Source organism: Streptomyces sp. NPDC057682 (assembly GCF_042799575.1).
GTDB lineage: Bacteria > Actinomycetota > Actinomycetes > Streptomycetales > Streptomycetaceae > Streptomyces.
The window spans coordinates 44877-61024 of the sequence record NZ_JBHVIN010000021.1; the positions used below are offsets into that span (position 1 = coordinate 44877).

9 protein-coding genes and 1 tRNA gene are annotated in these 16148 nt (G+C 71.6%); 9 read left to right on the forward strand and 1 reads right to left on the reverse strand.

Annotated elements, in window-relative coordinates; all coding sequences use genetic code 11:
* Positions 1-77 precede the first annotated feature (77 nt).
* From ACFVDM_RS31900 to ACFVDM_RS31940, 9 genes are all read left to right on the forward strand, one after another.
* Entirely contained in the window at positions 78-1208 is a 1131-nt protein-coding gene (locus ACFVDM_RS31900; protein WP_383648552.1) for an ATP-binding cassette domain-containing protein, read from the forward strand.
* Entirely contained in the window at positions 1205-1996 is a 792-nt protein-coding gene (locus ACFVDM_RS31905) for an ABC transporter permease (protein WP_383648554.1), read from the forward strand. The genes ACFVDM_RS31900 and ACFVDM_RS31905 overlap by 4 nt, the downstream gene beginning before the upstream one ends.
* 162 nt (positions 1997-2158) lie before the next feature.
* Positions 2159-3034 carry an ABC transporter permease gene (locus tag ACFVDM_RS31910; protein ID WP_383648556.1) on the forward strand — a complete coding sequence of 292 codons (876 nt, stop codon included), beginning with the start codon at positions 2159-2161 and terminating at the stop codon, positions 3032-3034.
* 228 nt (positions 3035-3262) lie between these two features.
* Positions 3263-3460, forward strand: coding sequence for a hypothetical protein (locus tag ACFVDM_RS31915; protein WP_383648558.1), 198 nt, complete (start codon positions 3263-3265; stop codon positions 3458-3460).
* Positions 3461-3796: 336 nt separating this feature from the next.
* Complete coding sequence (gene topA, locus ACFVDM_RS31920) at positions 3797-6661, forward strand: type I DNA topoisomerase (RefSeq protein WP_383648560.1); 2865 nt, start codon at positions 3797-3799, stop codon at positions 6659-6661.
* A gap of 198 nt (positions 6662-6859) precedes the next feature.
* A complete protein-coding gene (gene tmk, locus ACFVDM_RS31925) occupies positions 6860-10336 on the forward strand; it encodes a dTMP kinase (protein WP_383648562.1) in 3477 nt (1158 codons plus the stop codon).
* Between the two features lie 454 nt (positions 10337-10790).
* Positions 10791-11996 carry a DNA polymerase III subunit delta' gene (locus ACFVDM_RS31930; protein WP_383648564.1) on the forward strand — a complete coding sequence of 402 codons (1206 nt, stop codon included), beginning with the start codon at positions 10791-10793 and terminating at the stop codon, positions 11994-11996.
* Positions 11997-12118: 122 nt separating this feature from the next.
* The gene (locus ACFVDM_RS31935) at positions 12119-13669 is read left to right on the forward strand and encodes an alpha/beta hydrolase (protein WP_383648566.1); all 1551 of its coding nucleotides are present in this window, start codon (positions 12119-12121) and stop codon (positions 13667-13669) included.
* Between the two features lie 121 nt (positions 13670-13790).
* A tRNA-Thr gene (locus ACFVDM_RS31940) sits at positions 13791-13864 on the forward strand.
* Between the two features lie 630 nt (positions 13865-14494).
* On the opposite strand, the gene ACFVDM_RS31945 is transcribed toward ACFVDM_RS31940, so the two are convergent.
* The gene (locus ACFVDM_RS31945) at positions 14495-16096 is read right to left on the reverse strand and encodes a serine/threonine-protein kinase (RefSeq protein ID WP_383648569.1); all 1602 of its coding nucleotides are present in this window, start codon (positions 16094-16096) and stop codon (positions 14495-14497) included.
* Between the last annotated feature and the right edge of the window lie 52 nt (positions 16097-16148).

The following is a 16148-nucleotide window of genomic DNA, read 5'->3' on the forward strand; positions in this document are numbered from 1 at the left end:
GCCCGGACGGGCCGCGAGGATTCGGTGGCCCCCGAATCGATGGCGGGCGCCCGGCGGGGAGTCCTAGCGTCGCGGCCATGCTTGCGATCGAGGCGGAGAACCTGCGCCGCACCTACATCAGCCGGAGCGGATTCCTGCGACCGCGCCGGACCGAGACCGAGGCCGTGCGCGGGGTCACCTTCGAGGTGGCGCGCGGCGAGCTCTTCGGACTGCTCGGCCCCAACGGTGCCGGCAAGACCACCACCATCAAGATGCTCAACACCCTGCTGCTGCCCACCTCCGGCACCGCGAGGGTGCTGGGGCACGACGTGGCGGGCGACCCCGTCGCCGTGCGCCGCAGGATCGGCTATGTCTTCGGCGGGGACCGAGGTCTGTACGACCGGCTCTCCGCCCTCGACAATCTGCGCTACTTCGCCGAGCTGTACGCCGTCGAACCCCGCGAACAGAAGCGGCGGATCGCCGAACTCCTCGATCTGGTGGGCCTCACGGGCCGGGAGAAGGAGCGCGTCGAGGGGTACTCGCGCGGGATGCGGCAGCGGCTGCACATCGCTCGCGGGCTGCTGCACCGGCCGGATGTCCTGTTCCTCGACGAACCGTCCATCGGCGTCGACCCGGTGGCCGCGCGCGATCTGCGGCGTACCGTCGCCGATCTGCGGGCGGCCGGTACCACCGTGCTGCTGACCACGCACTACATGGCCGAGGCCGACGAGTTGTGCGACCGGATCGCCGTCATCGCCGGGGGAACCATCCGCGCCCTCGGCACCCCGGACCGGCTCAAGGCGCGGGTCCAGGAACGGGGCGTGCTGGAGATCGAGGCGTACGGGGCGGGGGAGGAACATCTCGACCGGATCCGGAAGCTGCCCGGTGTGCACGGGGTCGCAGCCGAGGACCGGGGCAGCCGACAGGCCGTCATCGTGCAGACGGAACGCGGGGCGGAGCTGCACACGCAGGTGCTGGCCGTGCTGGACGGGGTGCGCGTCGGAAGCGTCGTCACACGTGAACCCACGTTGGAGGACGCCTATATAGCGATCGTGGAGGAGTCCGAGGCGGAGGACGCGGCGGGATCAGAGGCAGAGCCGGAAACGGAACCGGAAACGGAACCGGAAAGGGAACCAGGAACGGAACTGGAAACGGGAGCGGAATCGGAACGGGGTGACGGGGCGGTGTCCGTGAGGTCCGGCCGGTCCGGGGACGGGGTCGCCGTATGACGCCGGTGCGGGCGTTGCGCCTGATCGTCGTCGGGGTACGTACCCATGTCTCGTACATGAGCCGTTCACCGATCGAAATCACCTTCGCCGTCCTCGTTCCGCTGGTCTACGCGACGCTCGCCGTCTATCTCTTCCGGGCCGCCGACGATCCGGACCGGCTGCTCACCGCGGCCGTCGGGGCGGGGCTGATGGGGATCTGGTCGTCGGTGCTGTTCGGCTCCGGCGGCGCCGTGCAGAACCAGCGCTGGCTGGGCACGCTGGAGACCCTGGTCGCCTCGCCCACACCGCTCTGGCTCGTGCTGCTGCCGATCACCCTGGCCACCGCCGTCATCGGCACCTACGCCATGGGGGCGACGGTGATCTGGGGCGCGGTGCTCTTCGGCGTACCGCTGGACTTCGCGCATCCGCTGTTGTTCCTGGCCGCCGTGCCCGTGTGCGTGCTGGCGCTCGGGATGATGGGGCTGCTGCTCGCGGCCACGTTCGTCCTGCTGCGGAACGCCAACGCGCTGGCCAATCCGCTGGACGCGCCCGTGTGGCTGCTCTCCGGGATGCTCGTGCCCGTCACCGTGCTTCCGGACTGGACGCGTCCGGTGTCCTGGGCGCTGCCCACCACCTGGGGGTCGAAGGCGGTGCACGCCGCGACGTCGGGCGGGTCCGGGAGCGCCGGGGTGCTGGTCCCGATGGCCGTGGCCGTGGGGCTCGGTACGGCGTACGCGCTGCTCGCCGTGCTCGTTCTCGGGCGCGTCGAACGGCGGGCACGGGCGGCCGCCACACTCGCCCTCGCCTGAGGCGGAGCCCGCCGGTCCGCCGACCCGCCGACCCGCCGGTCCGCCGACCCGCCGGCCCGCAGTCCGCCGTCATCGCCTGAGGCGGAGCCCGCCGGCCCGACCGCCGGCAAGTCCCGCCGTTCCGCATTTCTCTGTCGCGTTCACACCAGGAGTTGACCCGTCATGTCTGGCCTCACACCGGTTCCGGCCGCCGCCGCGGACCCGGAGTTCCCTCCCGTGCCCGGGGGGACCGCCCCGCGGGGGCTCGTCGCGAGGACCGTGTCCGCGCTGCGGCTCGTCGTGGTCGGGGGCGCGCTCTCGTACCGGGCGCTGTTCAACTGGACGACGCCGCCCATGTTCATCGGGACCCTGCTGGTCGGCCCGCTGCTGCAACTGCTGTTCTTCGTCTTCCTGGGGCGCCAGCTCCAGGTGGCCGACGACCGTTTCTACCTGCTCGGCAACGCCGTCGTCTCGGCCTCGACCGCCTGTGTGTACGGCGGCACGATGGCGATCGCCAACGAGCGCCGGTACGGCACGCTCGGAGCGGTGCTGCTGAGCCCCCGGAACAGGGCTCCGCTCTGGTTCGGGCGCGCGCTGCCGTATGTACTGAACGGCCTTGTCATCAGCGTCTTCACACTGTCCGTGGCATGCCTGCTGCTGGGGCTGCGGATTCCGGTTGGGGCCCTGCCCGGACTGGGTGCGGTGCTGCTCGCGGCGGCTGCCGGATGCTCCGCCTTCGGGCTGGCGCTGGGGGCTCTGGGGCTGCGGTTCCGTGATGTCTTCCTCATCTCGAACGTGGCCAGTTCCGTACTGCTGCTCCTGACCGGAGCCAATGTGCCGCGAGGGGAGCTGCCCGGCTGGATGCGGGCCGTCGGGGACGTCCTGCCGATGACGCACGCGGCCGACGCCGCACGCGAGTTGTCCACGGGGGCCGGACTCGACGGCCGGGACCTCGCCGCCGAGCTGGCCACGGGGGCGGGGTACGTGGTCGTCGCCGTCCTCCTGCTCGCGGTGTTCGAACGCGGCAGCCGCCGCCGGGCCACGCTCGACGTGATGTGAGACGCGGTCCCGCCGGCCGTCCGTCCGACCCCGTCCACCGGCCCCGGCCCACCCCACCGCACGTCGCGTCGCGCCCCGTACCGCCGGCCCCGGCCCCGCCACCGGATCGCCCGTTCACCCGCTGTTCGTGTCCGCGACGTTCCGCGGTGGGACTCTCCCCGGGCATCGAGCGGCGGCGGGCGGGCGACCGGACCCGGCCGGGCCGCGGGGGACCGGGAGCGTGGGCGTATGGAGAGCGGACCTGCCGTTTTCGCCGGAACGGCGTTCGCGCTGTTCGGCGGCGCACTGCTGTGGTGGACGGGGGCGCGCGCAGTACGCCGCGCGCCGGTGGCGCACGGGGTGAGCCCCGTCGCCTCCACCGTTCTCGCGACTGTGTTCGGCGTACTTTTTCTCGTCCTCGGCGTGTGGTGCCTCACCCGGATCTGAACCGCCACCGTTCCGGCCGTCCCGTGCGGGGAAGCCCTCCGGGACCCCGTACGCCGCTCCGGAACACGCCCGGACCGGCCGCCGATCGCATCCGGCGCCCACGGGGCGGCCGGGCCCCCGCGAAACCCGCAGGCAGACGCCGTGCGCCGGGCGGACCGAGCGGGCCGGGCGGCAGGAATGGCGGAAGTCGGGTTACCGTTCGAGTGGCCGTTGCGGGCTTTTGCCGTTTGACACGGGGGCGGGTTGTACCGTCACACTCCGCAGCGACAGCACTGTCGGCAGCGTCGTCACGCTGCCCTGAGGCCCACCGAGCGTCGACCGGAGAGAAGAGCGAAGTTGTCCCCGACCAGCGAGACCGCACAGGGCGGCCGCCGACTCGTCATCGTCGAGTCGCCTGCCAAGGCGAAGACGATCAAGGGCTATCTCGGGCCCGGATACGTCGTCGAGGCGAGCGTCGGGCACATCCGCGACCTCCCGAACGGCGCCGCCGAGGTGCCGGACGAGTACACCGGTGAGGTGCGCCGCCTCGGGGTGGACGTCGAGCACGACTTCCAGCCGATCTACGTCGTCAACGCCGACAAGAAGGCCCAGGTCAGGAAGCTGAAGCAGCTGCTGGCCGAGTCCGACGAACTCTTCCTCGCCACCGATGAGGACCGCGAGGGCGAGGCCATCGCGTGGCACCTCCAGGAAGTCCTGCGGCCCAAGGTCCCGGTCCACCGGATGGTCTTCCACGAGATCACCAAGGACGCCATCAGGGCCGCCGTCGCCAACCCGCGCGAGCTCAACCAGCGCATGGTCGACGCCCAGGAGACCCGCCGCATCCTCGACCGCCTCTACGGCTACGAGGTCTCGCCGGTCCTGTGGAAGAAGGTCATGCCGAAGCTCTCGGCGGGCCGCGTCCAGTCCGTCGCCACCCGGCTCGTCGTCGAGCGGGAGCGCGAGCGCATCGCCTTCCGCTCCGCCGAGTACTGGGACCTGACCGGAAAGTTCGCCACCGGCCGTTCCGGCGACGCCTCGGACCCCTCGATGTTCACCGCGCGCCTCAGCGCGGTCGACGGCCGGCGCATCGCCCAGGGCCGCGACTTCGGTCCGGACGGGCAGCTCAAGGCGTCCTCGGCCCAGACCCTGCACCTGGACGAGACGAACGCCCGCGCCCTGGCCGCCGCGCTCGCCGACTCCTCGTTCGCCGTCCGCTCCGTCGAGTCGAAGCCGTACCGCCGCTCCCCGTACGCGCCCTTCCGCACCACGACCCTCCAGCAGGAGGCGAGCCGGAAGCTGGGCTTCGGGGCGAAGGCCACCATGCAGGTCGCGCAGAAGCTGTACGAGAACGGCTTCATCACCTATATGCGTACCGACTCCACGACCCTCTCGGACACCGCGGTCTCCGCGGCCCGTGCCCAGGTCACGCAGCTGTACGGCGCGAACTACCTGCCGGACAAGCCGCGCACGTACGCCGGGAAGGTCAAGAACGCGCAGGAGGCGCACGAGGCGATCCGCCCCTCCGGCGACCGCTTCCGCACCCCTGCCGAGACCGGCCTCACCGGTGACCAGTTCCGGCTCTACGAGCTGATCTGGAAGCGGACCGTCGCCTCCCAGATGAAGGACGCGACCGGCAACTCGGTCACCGTCAAGATCGGCGGCCGGGCGAGCGACGGCCGGGACGCCGAGTTCTCCGCGTCCGGCAAGACGATCACCTTCCACGGCTTCATGAAGGCGTACGTCGAGGGCGCCGACGACCCGAACGCCGAGCTGGACGACCGCGAGCGCCGGCTGCCGCAGGTGGCCGAGGGCGACGCGCTCTCCGCCGACGAGATCACCGTCGACGGCCACGCGACCAAGCCCCCGGCCCGCTACACCGAGGCCTCGCTGGTCAAGGAGCTGGAAGAGCGCGAGATCGGCCGCCCGTCGACGTACGCCTCGATCATCGGCACCATCCTCGACCGCGGCTACGTGTTCAAGAAGGGCACGGCCCTGGTGCCGTCGTTCCTGTCGTTCGCCGTGGTCAACCTGCTGGAGAAGCACTTCGGCCGGCTCGTCGACTACGACTTCACCGCCCGCATGGAGGACGACCTCGACCGCATCGCCCGCGGTGAGGCCCAGTCCGTGCCGTGGCTGAAGCGGTTCTACTTCGGTACGCAGGACGGCGACGACGTCTCCGGTGCCGGCGCGGCCTCCGACGCGGGCAACGGCGACGGCGACCACCTCGGCGGGCTCAAGGAACTCGTCACGGACCTCGGAGCGATCGACGCCCGGGAGATCTCCTCGTTCCCTGTCGGCAACGACATCAAGCTGCGCGTCGGCCGCTACGGCCCGTACATCGAGCGCGGCGAGAAGGACTCCGAGGGCCACCAGCGCGCGGACGTCCCCGAGGACCTGGCGCCCGACGAGCTGTCCGTCGAGTACGCGGAGGAGCTGCTGGCCAAGCCCAGCGGCGACTTCGAACTCGGCGCGGACCCGGTCAGCGGGAACCAGATCATCGCCAAGGACGGCCGCTACGGCCCGTACGTCACCGAGGTGCTGCCCGAGGGCACGCCGAAGACCGGCAAGAACGCGGTGAAGCCGCGGACGGCCTCGCTGTTCAAGTCGATGTCGCTGGACACGGTGACGCTGGCCGACGCGCTGAAGCTCATGTCGCTGCCGCGCGTCGTCGGCGAGGACGCCGAGGGCGTCGAGATCACCGCGCAGAACGGCCGCTACGGCCCGTACCTGAAGAAGGGCACGGACTCGCGGTCGCTCACCTCCGAGGACCAGATCTTCGACATCACGCTCGACGAGGCCCTCGCCATCTACGCCCAGCCCAAGCAGCGCGGGCGGGCCGCCGCCAAGCCGCCGCTGAAGGAACTGGGCACGGACCCGGTGAGCGGTGCCCCGGTCGTCGTCAAGGACGGGCGCTTCGGTGCGTACGTCACCGACGGCGAGACGAACGCGACCCTGCGCACCGGCGACAGCGTCGAGGACATCACCCCGGAGCGCGGCTACGAGCTGCTCGCCGAGAAGCGCGCCAAGGGGCCCGCCAAGAAGAAGACGGCGAAGAAGGCCCCCGCGAAGAAGACGGCGGCGACGAAGACCGCGGCCAAGAAGACGACCGCCGCGAAGAAGACGACCGCGAAGAAGACGACCGCCAAGAAGACGGCGGCCAAGAAGACGGCCACGGCCGCGAAGAAGACGGCCGCGGCGAAGGCCACGTCCACCGAGGAGTGATTCCGGAGGCTCGGAATCCGGGCCTCCGCGTGCGGGCCGGGCCGGGACGGTTCCGTCCCGCACGGTCCCGCGTGCCCTGTGGAGCAGGACGGTTCCGTCCCGTACGGCCCGCCCGGCGCGGTTCCGCCGGGCCGGGGCGGCGGGCGTATGTTCGGACGCGGACCCCGGGCACCGGTCCGCTCCCGATAGGCTGGGCGGATGACGCGAGCCGAGCAGCCAACGGTCGTGAGCCCCACCTCCGACACACTTGCCGCAGACTCACGCGAGCGCGCCGTACGTGCCCTGTTGCGTGTTCCCCCGCTGAAGCGGTTGTGGAGCGCCCAGCTCGTCGGCAGTACGGGTGACGCGCTCGCCCTGCTGGTGCTGGTGTTGCTGTCGCTCCAGGCAGCGGTTCTCGAGGGCTCCTTCGGATCCGGGTACCGCGGGGCGGCCTTCGCCGTCGCCGCCGTCTTCGGTGCCCGGATTCTCTCCACCCTGCTCTTCGGAGCCGTACTCCTGGGGCCCCTCACCGCCCTCGTCGCACCCGGCGGGGCTCTCGACCGGCGCTGGGTGATGATCGGCTCCGACGGTCTGAGGCTCGCCCTGCTGGTCGTCGCCCCCCTCTGGATCGACTGGATGCCCGACAAGGCACTCATGATGATCCTCATCACCGTCTTCCTCACGGGCACCGGTGAGCGCCTGTGGACGGTGGCCAAGGAGAGCGCCGCCCCCGCGCTGCTGCCCGCCCCGCCGATCGAGGGCGCCGCGGTGCGCCCGCTGCCCGACCACCTCGACGCGCTGCGACGGCTGTCGCTGCGGACCGACTTCGCCGCCGTGCCGGCCGCTGCCGCGGTGCTGCTGGTCGCCACCTTCGTCGGCAATCTGCTCGGATCGGGACTCGACTGGTTCTCGTTCCACCAGGCGGCGCTGGGGTCCTACGTCGCGGCCGGGCTGTTCTCGGCCTCGCTGTCGACCGTGTACTTCCTGGAATTCCCCGGTACGCCGACGCCCCGGCCCCGCTCGCCCCTGGAGGGGCTGCGCCGGCCGTCCGCGTCCGGCACGCCCGACCGGGGCCGCACCGGAGCGGTGCCGCTCGTCGTCGGGACCTGCGCGGCGGTCGCCGGGGCGATCGCGGCCGCGGCCGCCGTCGCCGTCCTGCACGCCGTCGACCTGGGCGGCGGCCCCGCCACCCTCGCGCTGCTGATCCTCGCCCTGACCGGCGGCACCGGAGTCGGCATCCGCACCGCCCAGAAGGTACTGCCGACCCTGTCGCGCCGCCGTCTGCTCTCGCTGGCCACCGCCGTCACGGGCGTCGCGCTGCTGGTGATGGGGCTGGTCCCGGACACCACGACCGTCGTCCTGATCGCCGTACTCGCCGGATACGCGGCGGGCGTCGCAGCGAACACCGGCCATGTGCTCATCGACCAGGAGACCGAGGAGTCCCGGCGGGCCCGGACCACCGAACACCTCCAGGCCGTCGTCCGGGTCCTGATCGGGCTCGGTGCGGTCGGCGGCCCGCTGCTGGCCGCCGCCATCGGCACCCACCGGCTCACCCTCGGCGACTTCGTCTTCGCCCACGGCGGAGCGGCCTTCACCCTGATGCTGATCGGCGCCCTGCTGCTGCCCGTCGCGGTGATCGTCCTCGCCCGGACGGACGACCGGGCCGGTGTTCCGCTCCGCCGCGATCTGCGTGAGGCGCTGCGCGGCGGCGACCCGGCGGTCGCCCCCGCCGCGACCGGCTTCTTCCTCGCCCTGGAGGGCGGCGACGGGGCCGGCAAGTCCACCCAGGTCGAGGCGCTCGCCGACTGGATCCGCGCCAAGGGCCACGAGGTCGTCGTCACCCGCGAGCCCGGGGCGACCCCCGTCGGCAAGCGGCTGCGCTCGATCCTGCTCGACGTGTCGTCGGCCGGGCTCTCCAACCGCGCCGAGGCGCTGCTGTACGCCGCCGACCGGGCCGAGCACGTCGACTCGGTGGTGCGTCCGGCGCTGGAGCGGGGCGCGGTCGTCATCTCCGACCGGTACATCGACTCCTCCGTCGCCTACCAGGGCGCCGGCCGCGATCTGGCGCCGACCGAGATCGCCCGCATCTCGCGCTGGGCCACCGGCGGGCTCGTCCCGCATCTGACGGTGCTCCTGGACGTCGACCCGGAGACCGCGCGGGAACGGTTCACCGAGGCGCCCGACCGGCTGGAGTCCGAGCCGCCCGAGTTCCACGCCCGCGTGCGCTCCGGCTTCCTCACGCTGGCCGCAGCGGACCCGCTGCGCTATCTGGTGGTGGACGCGGGCCAGGAGCCCGAGGCGATCACCACCGTCGTACGGCACCGGCTCGACCAGGTCCTGCCCCTCTCCGAGGCGGAGATCGAGGCCCGCGAGGAGGCCCGCAGGGCCGCCGAGGAAGAGGCCAGGCGCAAGGCCGAGGAGGAGGCCGCGCGCAAGGCGGAGGAGGAGCGGCTGGAGCGCGAGCGCCAGGAACAGCTCGCCAAGCTCCGCGCCGAGGAGGAGGCCCGCAAGGCCGCCGAGGAGGAAGAGGCCCGCAGGCGCGAGGCCGAACGCCAGGCGGAGGAGGCCCGTCGCCAGGCCGAGGAGGCCCGGCGACTCGCCGAGGAGGAGCGGGCCAGGCTTGCGGCCGAGGAAGCGGCCCGTGAGGCCGAGCAGGCCCGGCTGCGTCGCCAGGCCGAGGAGGAGGCCCGGCTCCGCAAGGAGGCCGAGGCCAAGCGGCTGGAGAAGCAGCGCAAGGCGGAGGAGGCCCTGCTGAGGGCCGAGGCCGCCCGCCGCCAGGCCGAGGCGGAGGCCGCGGCCGCGGCCGAGAGCGCCCGTGCGCGTGCGGAGGCCGAGCGTGCGGAGGCCGAGAGCGCTCGTCGCCGTGCGGAGGCCGAGCGGGCGGCGGAGGAGGCGGCTGCTCGTGCTGCGGAGCGGGCTGCTTCGCCGTCGGAGTCGTCCGGGGCGGCTGGGGCGTCTGGGGCGGCGGGGGCTGCTGAATCGTCTGGGGCAGCAGGGGCAGCTGGATTGTCTGGGGCGTCCGGCGCGTCCGGTGCGTCCGGCCCGTCCGTTCCGGACAACGAGGTGACGGTTCCGACGCCGATCGTCGATCCGGACGCCGTCCGTCGGGACGGAGGCGTGAGGGGCGGTGCGGAGGACCGGGACGGTACGGCCGGCTCGGACACCCTGAAGCAGAGCACCGTCGGACCGAACGAGGTCACCCAGCCGGTGCCCTCGCCGGGGAGCGGTTCGTCGCCCTCGTCGACGGGTCGGGATGCGTCGCCGGCCGCCGCCCGGTCGTCGGACGAGGACGAGACGACGATGATCCCCCGGATCTCCGACACCTCCACGCACCCCGGTGCGGCGGACGAGACGACGGTGCTTCCGCAGGTACGCGAGCCGGGCCGGGGGCCGGTCCGGGACAGCGACCCCGCCGACCGGGTGCCGCGCGGCATCTTCCGGGACGAGCACCCGGCGCCCTCCGCGGCGGAGAGCGAGAACGAGCGGACCCGGGAACTGCCGCAGATCACCGACCCGGAGGCCGGTCCGGACACGGACCGGGACCGGCGCGGTTCCTCCCGGCGGCCGCGTCGCCCTCGCCCCGACTGGGCGGAGGAGACCCCGCTGGACGATCTGCCCTCGCTGGCGGACGAACTGCTCGGCGACCACGACGACGACGGCCCCGAGCCGACGGGCCGGGGACGCCGCAGGCGCTGACGGCGGTCGGACGAGGGCGGCACGCGTGACCGCCCGCGCCCGGCCGGGACGGCCCTCTCCCGCCCTACGGCGGGTGGGGGCCGTACGCCGTTCATGCGGCGGGCGCGCGGAAAGCGTCCGGGGCGGAGGGCGAAAGACGGGGAAGGCGTCCGGGGCGGAGGACGACAGGCGCGGAAGGCGACAGGGGCGGAGTGGGACGAGGGCGGGCGGCCCGGCTGGACTGTCCGAGCGGGTCGCCCGACCGGACCGGCCGGACCGGATTGTCCCAGCGGGCGGCCCGGCCGGACCGGACTGTTCGATGGGGCAGTCCGACCGGACTGTCCGACCCGTCCGCCACAATGGAAGCCGGACCGACGAACGACGTCACGGCGGCAGCCGGGGCGCGAGCCACCGCGGGCCACGCGGCCGTTTCGGGCGGCAGCGGGCCCGCACACCACGGGAAGGGCGGTGACCCATGTCCGTATGGGACGACCTGGTCGGCCAGGACCGCGTGCAGGAGCAGCTCGGTGCCGCCGCCCGGGACGCCGATGTGCTGGTCAGCGCCCAGGCGTCGGGCGAGCCGGTGCCGCCCGGCTCGAAGATGACCCACGCCTGGCTGTTCACCGGCCCGCCGGGCTCCGGCAGATCCACGGCGGCCCGCGCCTTCGCCGCCGCCCTGCAGTGCACGAGCCCGGACCGGGCGCTGGGCGGTGCGCCGGGCTGCGGTTTCTGCGACGGCTGTCACACGAGCCTCATCGGTACGCACGCCGACGTGGACGTGGTCCGCACGGACCTGCTTTCCATCGGTGTGAAGGAGACCCGCGAGCTGGTCCGCCGCGCCCAGCTCTCCCCGGCGGTGGGCCGCTGGCAGGTCATCGTCATGGAGGACGCGGACCGGCTCACCGAGGGCGCGGGCAACGTCCTGCTGAAGGCGGTGGAGGAGCCCGCTCCGCGTACGGTGTGGCTGCTCTGCGCGCCCTCGCTGGAGGACGTGCTGCCCACGATCCGCTCCCGCTGCCGCCACCTCAGCCTGCGTACCCCGTCGGTCGACGCCGTGGCCGATGTCCTGATCCGGCGCGACGGCATCGAGCCCGAGCGCGCGGCCGCCGCCGCCCGCGCCACCCAGGGGCACATCGGCCGGGCCCGCCGCCTCGCCACCGACGAGGGCGCGCGCGCCCGCAGAGCCGCCGTCCTGAAGCTGCCGCTGCGCGTCGACGACATCGGGGGCTGCCTCAAGGCGGCGCAGGAGCTGATCGACACCGCCAACGAGGAGGCGAAGCAGGCCTCCGAGGAGACCGACGCCAAGGAGACCGAGGATCTGAAAGCGGCGCTCGGCGCGGCGGCCGGGGGGCGGATGCCCCGGGGCACGGCCGGTGCGATGAAGGAGCTGGAGGACCGACAGAAGCGCCGCAAGACGCGTACGCAGCGCGACAGCCTCGACCTGGCCCTCACCGAACTGACGGGCTTCTACCGCGATGTGCTCGCCCTGCAGCTCGGCTCCGGGATCGCCATCGCCAACACCGACGCGCAGGACGCCCTGGACCGGATCGTCCGTTCGTCCACGCCCGAGCGCACCCTGCGCCGGATCGAGGCGGTGGGCGCCTGCCGCAAGGCCCTCGACCGGAACGTGGCGCCGCTGCTCGCGGTGGAGGCGATGACGATGGCCCTGCGCGCCGGCTGAGGACGGGCTTGACGTCCCCTCCCGCAGCACAGCGCCACGGCCGACGCGTCGGCGGGCAGCGCTGAATCACCCGAAAGAGCAGGGAATCGGGCGAGCCGTCGCCGGGCGGTTACGCTCCGGAGATGCACACCAGGCGCCCGCTCCGTACCCTCGCCCTCGTTCTCGGCACCGTCGGCCTCCTCGCCTCCGGTTGCAGCGGCGGCAGCTCGACGACGGGTTCCCCGTCCCCGGCGCGGGCGGGTTCGGCGTCGCCCTCGGCCGTACCGGAGGCGCTCGAACCGTTCTACGCCCAGCATCTGAGCTGGCGGGACTGCGGTGTCCCCGGATTCCAGTGCACGACGATGAAGGCCCCCCTCGACTACGCGAAGCCCGAGGGTGACTCGATCAAGCTCGCGGTCTCCCGGAAGAAGGCCACCGGGCCGGGCAAGCGCATCGGCTCCCTCCTGGTGAACCCGGGCGGCCCCGGCGGCTCCGCGATCGGCTATCTCCAGGGGTACGCGGCGATCGGATACCCCGCACCGGTCCGCGCCCGCTACGACATGGTGGCCATCGACCCGCGCGGCGTGGCGCGCAGCGAACCCGTGGAATGCCTCACGGGCCCGCAGATGGACGCGTACACCCAGGTCGACCAGACGCCGGACGACCGGGCGGAGATCGCGAAGCTGAGCGGCGCCTTCGAGACGTTCGCCACGGGCTGCGAGAAGCGCTCGGGCGAGATCCTGCCGCACGTCTCCACCGTGGAGACCGCCCGCGACATGGACATGCTGCGCGCCCTGCTGGGCGACGAGCGGCTGCACTACGTCGGGGCCTCGTACGGGACGTTCCTGGGCGCGACGTACGCCGAACTGTTCCCCGGCCGCGTCGGGCGGCTCGTCCTCGACGGGGCGATGGACCCCTCGCTCCCGTCGGCCGAGATGAACCGCGACCAGACCGCAGGGTTCGAGACCGCGTTCACCTCCTTCGCGGAGGACTGCGTCAAGAAGAAGGACTGCCCGCTCGGCACCGGATCGGCCGACGACGCGGCGGACCGGCTGAAGCAGCTCTTCGCCGACCTGGACGCCCGGCCGATCCCCACGGGCGACTCCCGCCCGCTCGGGGAGTCCCTCGCGACCACGGGCGTCATCGCCGCCATGTACGACGAGACGGCCTGGCCCCAGCTCCGCGACGCGCTCGCCGGCGCCGAGAAGGGCGACGGCTCCGGCCTGCTCTCCCTGGCCGACAGCTACTACGAGCGCGAGCCCAACGGCACGTACACCAACCTCATGTACGCCAACGCCGCCGTGAACTGCCTGGACCTCCCGCCCGCCTTCACCTCGCCCGAAGCCGTCACCCGCGCCCTCCCCGCCTTCGAGAAGGCCTCCCCGGTCTTCGGCCGTGGCTTCGCCTGGGCCGCCCTGAACTGCGCCCACTGGCCCGTCCCGCCCACCGGCACCGCCCACCGCATCAAGGCCGAGGGCGCCGCCCCCATCGTCGTCGTCGGCACCACCCGCGACCCCGCCACCCCGTACAAGTGGGCCCAGTCCCTCGCCGGCCAGCTCTCCTCCGGCACCCTCCTCACCTACGAGGGCGACGGCCACACCGCCTACGGCCGCGGCAGCGACTGCATCGACACCGCCATCAACACCTACCTCCTCGACGGCACCCCGCCCAAGCCCGGCACAAAGTGCACCTGACCCCACCCCACCCCCACCCTTGACCAGCCCGAACGCCCCCGAACCGGCCTGGTGCGGAGCACCCCCGGAAACTGTGTAGACTTGGCGACGCTGCTGATCGCACCATGGTGCGACAGGGCGTGCCGCCTTAGCTCAGTTGGCCAGAGCAACGCACTCGTAATGCGTAGGTCTCGGGTTCGAATCCCGAAGGCGGCTCAAATTAACCCCAGGTCAGGCTTCTGACCTGGGGTTTCTTGTATTCGTGAGTCTTGAAAACCGGGCTAATCGGTCACCTGCGACCTACGCATTTCAATGCGTAGGTCGCAGGTGACGCTTTCTCGACCCGGCGGGCGAGGTGCCTCTGACCTGCTGTTTCTCTGTCTAGGACAGTTGGTCAGGTTATGCAGTGGGTCGCGGTGGACAACCGGTGGACAGGCGCGCTTGGCGCTCCGCAGAGGTCTACCGCTGCCGTCCTAATGATGCTGAAGTGCGCCCCTCCTTCGCTGGGGAATCGGCGGCGTCGAGACTGGCCAGTTCTCACAAGCCTCAAGAGCTGGCCTGCCTCGGAGGCGGCTATGCAGCGAGAGACGGTTGCGATACCCGGCGGCGAGCTGGGCGTGGGTGTCACCGCACCGTAGATGAACCAGAGCGACCATGTCCGACGTGCGGCGGTACAGTGTCGCCACTGCGCCCCGATCTCCTGCAGCCTCACGTTCAGTCGCGCTCTTGGTGGACACGGGTGATCTCGCTTGAGAGCCTGTCTACCAGGCGTTTCGTCCTTATACAGGACTGTCCAACTCTCGGCCCGCCAGGCCAGCTTGGAAACGGCTCACTGTTTGGGGCGGTTCAGTGTTCCCTCCGCATGTGTTCCGACAGCCGGTGGATTTGTTTGTCCAGGTTACGTGCCTGGGTCGAGTTGCTACCGAAGGCGGCGGTCAGAAGTGGGCGAACGGCTTCGAGTTCCACAAGAGCTTCGTCTAGGTGTTCCGAGGCGGCGAGCATCTGAGCGATGACGAAGCGCGACTCGCGGATTTGGTCTGCGGTATCGCGGCTCGCTGAGGCGTCGGCGTTCTGCACGTAGAAGCGGAGTTGGGGCAGCGACTTATCCGGTTTGTCGACTTCCGCATACGCGTGGCCTGCGTGGTAGGCGCAGTCAAGGACGTACGAGTCGGTCGAGGCCAGATGCTTGCGGTAGGCACGACCGACGACCTCGAAAAGCGTGGCGGCACGGGTGTACTCGCTGGCGTAGAAAAGTGCGGCGGCGAGGAAGTGCCGCAGGCGCAGGTCCAGGAACGGATCGTGGGCGGCGCGGGCGACACCGTCCTCGAGCAGCCGGATGGCCTCGGAGGGATGATCGTTTTCCAGCAGTACCCTTACGTTCGCCTGCAGTTCCTCGGCCTCGGCGTCGGTGAGCTTTCCTCGGCTCGTGGGCTGCTCCCGCTGCCTGGCCGGGGCAAGGAGGGGGCGACGGAATGGACGCGTCGGGTCCCGGTTCTCGTCGCCGCCTGCAGTGGAAACGCTCGGAGTCGATGCCAGGGGCAGCAGAGCCTCGTAGACCGCCTCCGCGGAGGGCCTCTCCCGTGGTTCCTTCGCGAGCATTGACGACAGGAGCGCGCTAAGAGCACCTGGTATGTCGGCCCGTCGGCTCTGGACGGAGGGGGCGGGTGTCTGCAGGTGATGGGCCCGCAGCGGCATGCTGTCGGTCCCGTGAAAGGGCACGTCGCCAGTGAGCAGCTCGTAGAACAAGCAGCCGAGCGAGTAGATGTCCGAGGCGAAGGTCACCGCCTTGCCGAGACACTGCTCAGGCGACATATAGGGCGGGGTCCCGACGGTCTTGTCGATCTGAGTCAGACGTGGCAGCGCGCCGGCGCCGCGCAAGATGGCAATGCCGAAGTCTAGGATCTTGACCAAGCCGCCGTTGACGAGGATCACGTTGGAGGGCTTGATGTCGCGGTGAACGATGTCAACTCGGTGCACATCCGCTAGTACTGCTGCGATCTGGGCCGCGATCGACGCTGCCCATGCCACGTTCGGCGCTGCGGTGTCGTAATCCGTACGGTCGAGCACCGCTTCCAGCGTCGAGCCGCGCAACAACTGCATGACGAGCCACAGCTGCACGCTGCCATCGGGGACGGTTTCAACTCCCGTGTCGTAGACCGCAGGAATCCCGGGATGCTCCAGCTGCGCCGTGGTACGGATCTCGCGTAGGAACCGCTTACGGTCACGTTCCAGACCGTCAAGGATCTCCGCTGCTTCTGGACTGTCCGGCGAAGCCGGGATCGCAGCCGCCGACGACGGGCGAAGCACCTTGATGGCGACGCGTCGGTCCAGCCGTTCGTCATAGCCGTGGAAGACCTCGCTCATGCCACCGCGGCCGATCGAACCGTCCACGCGGTAGCGTCCTGCGAGCAGAGGTCTTTCGGCTGGATGTTCTGTATCGTCCGTCATGCCCCACTCCTGCCAGAGAGCTCGGAGCATACGGCTCAGCCTGCCCCGCTGC

Excerpts from the sequence above, each read along its gene's own strand:
- ACFVDM_RS31900 (WP_383648552.1), top strand. The coding sequence starts at position 78 with ATGCTTGCGATCGAGGCGGAGAACCTGCGCCGCACCTACATCAGCCGG.
- ACFVDM_RS31905 (WP_383648554.1), top strand. The coding sequence starts at position 1,205 with ATGACGCCGGTGCGGGCGTTGCGCCTGATCGTCGTCGGGGTACGTACC.
- ACFVDM_RS31910 (WP_383648556.1), top strand. The coding sequence starts at position 2,159 with ATGTCTGGCCTCACACCGGTTCCGGCCGCCGCCGCGGACCCGGAGTTC.
- ACFVDM_RS31915 (WP_383648558.1), top strand. The coding sequence starts at position 3,263 with ATGGAGAGCGGACCTGCCGTTTTCGCCGGAACGGCGTTCGCGCTGTTC.
- tmk (WP_383648562.1), top strand. The coding sequence starts at position 6,860 with ATGACGCGAGCCGAGCAGCCAACGGTCGTGAGCCCCACCTCCGACACA.
- ACFVDM_RS31930 (WP_383648564.1), top strand. The coding sequence starts at position 10,791 with ATGTCCGTATGGGACGACCTGGTCGGCCAGGACCGCGTGCAGGAGCAG.
- ACFVDM_RS31935 (WP_383648566.1), top strand. The coding sequence starts at position 12,119 with ATGCACACCAGGCGCCCGCTCCGTACCCTCGCCCTCGTTCTCGGCACC.
- ACFVDM_RS31945 (WP_383648569.1), bottom strand. The coding sequence starts at position 16,096 with ATGACGGACGATACAGAACATCCAGCCGAAAGACCTCTGCTCGCAGGA.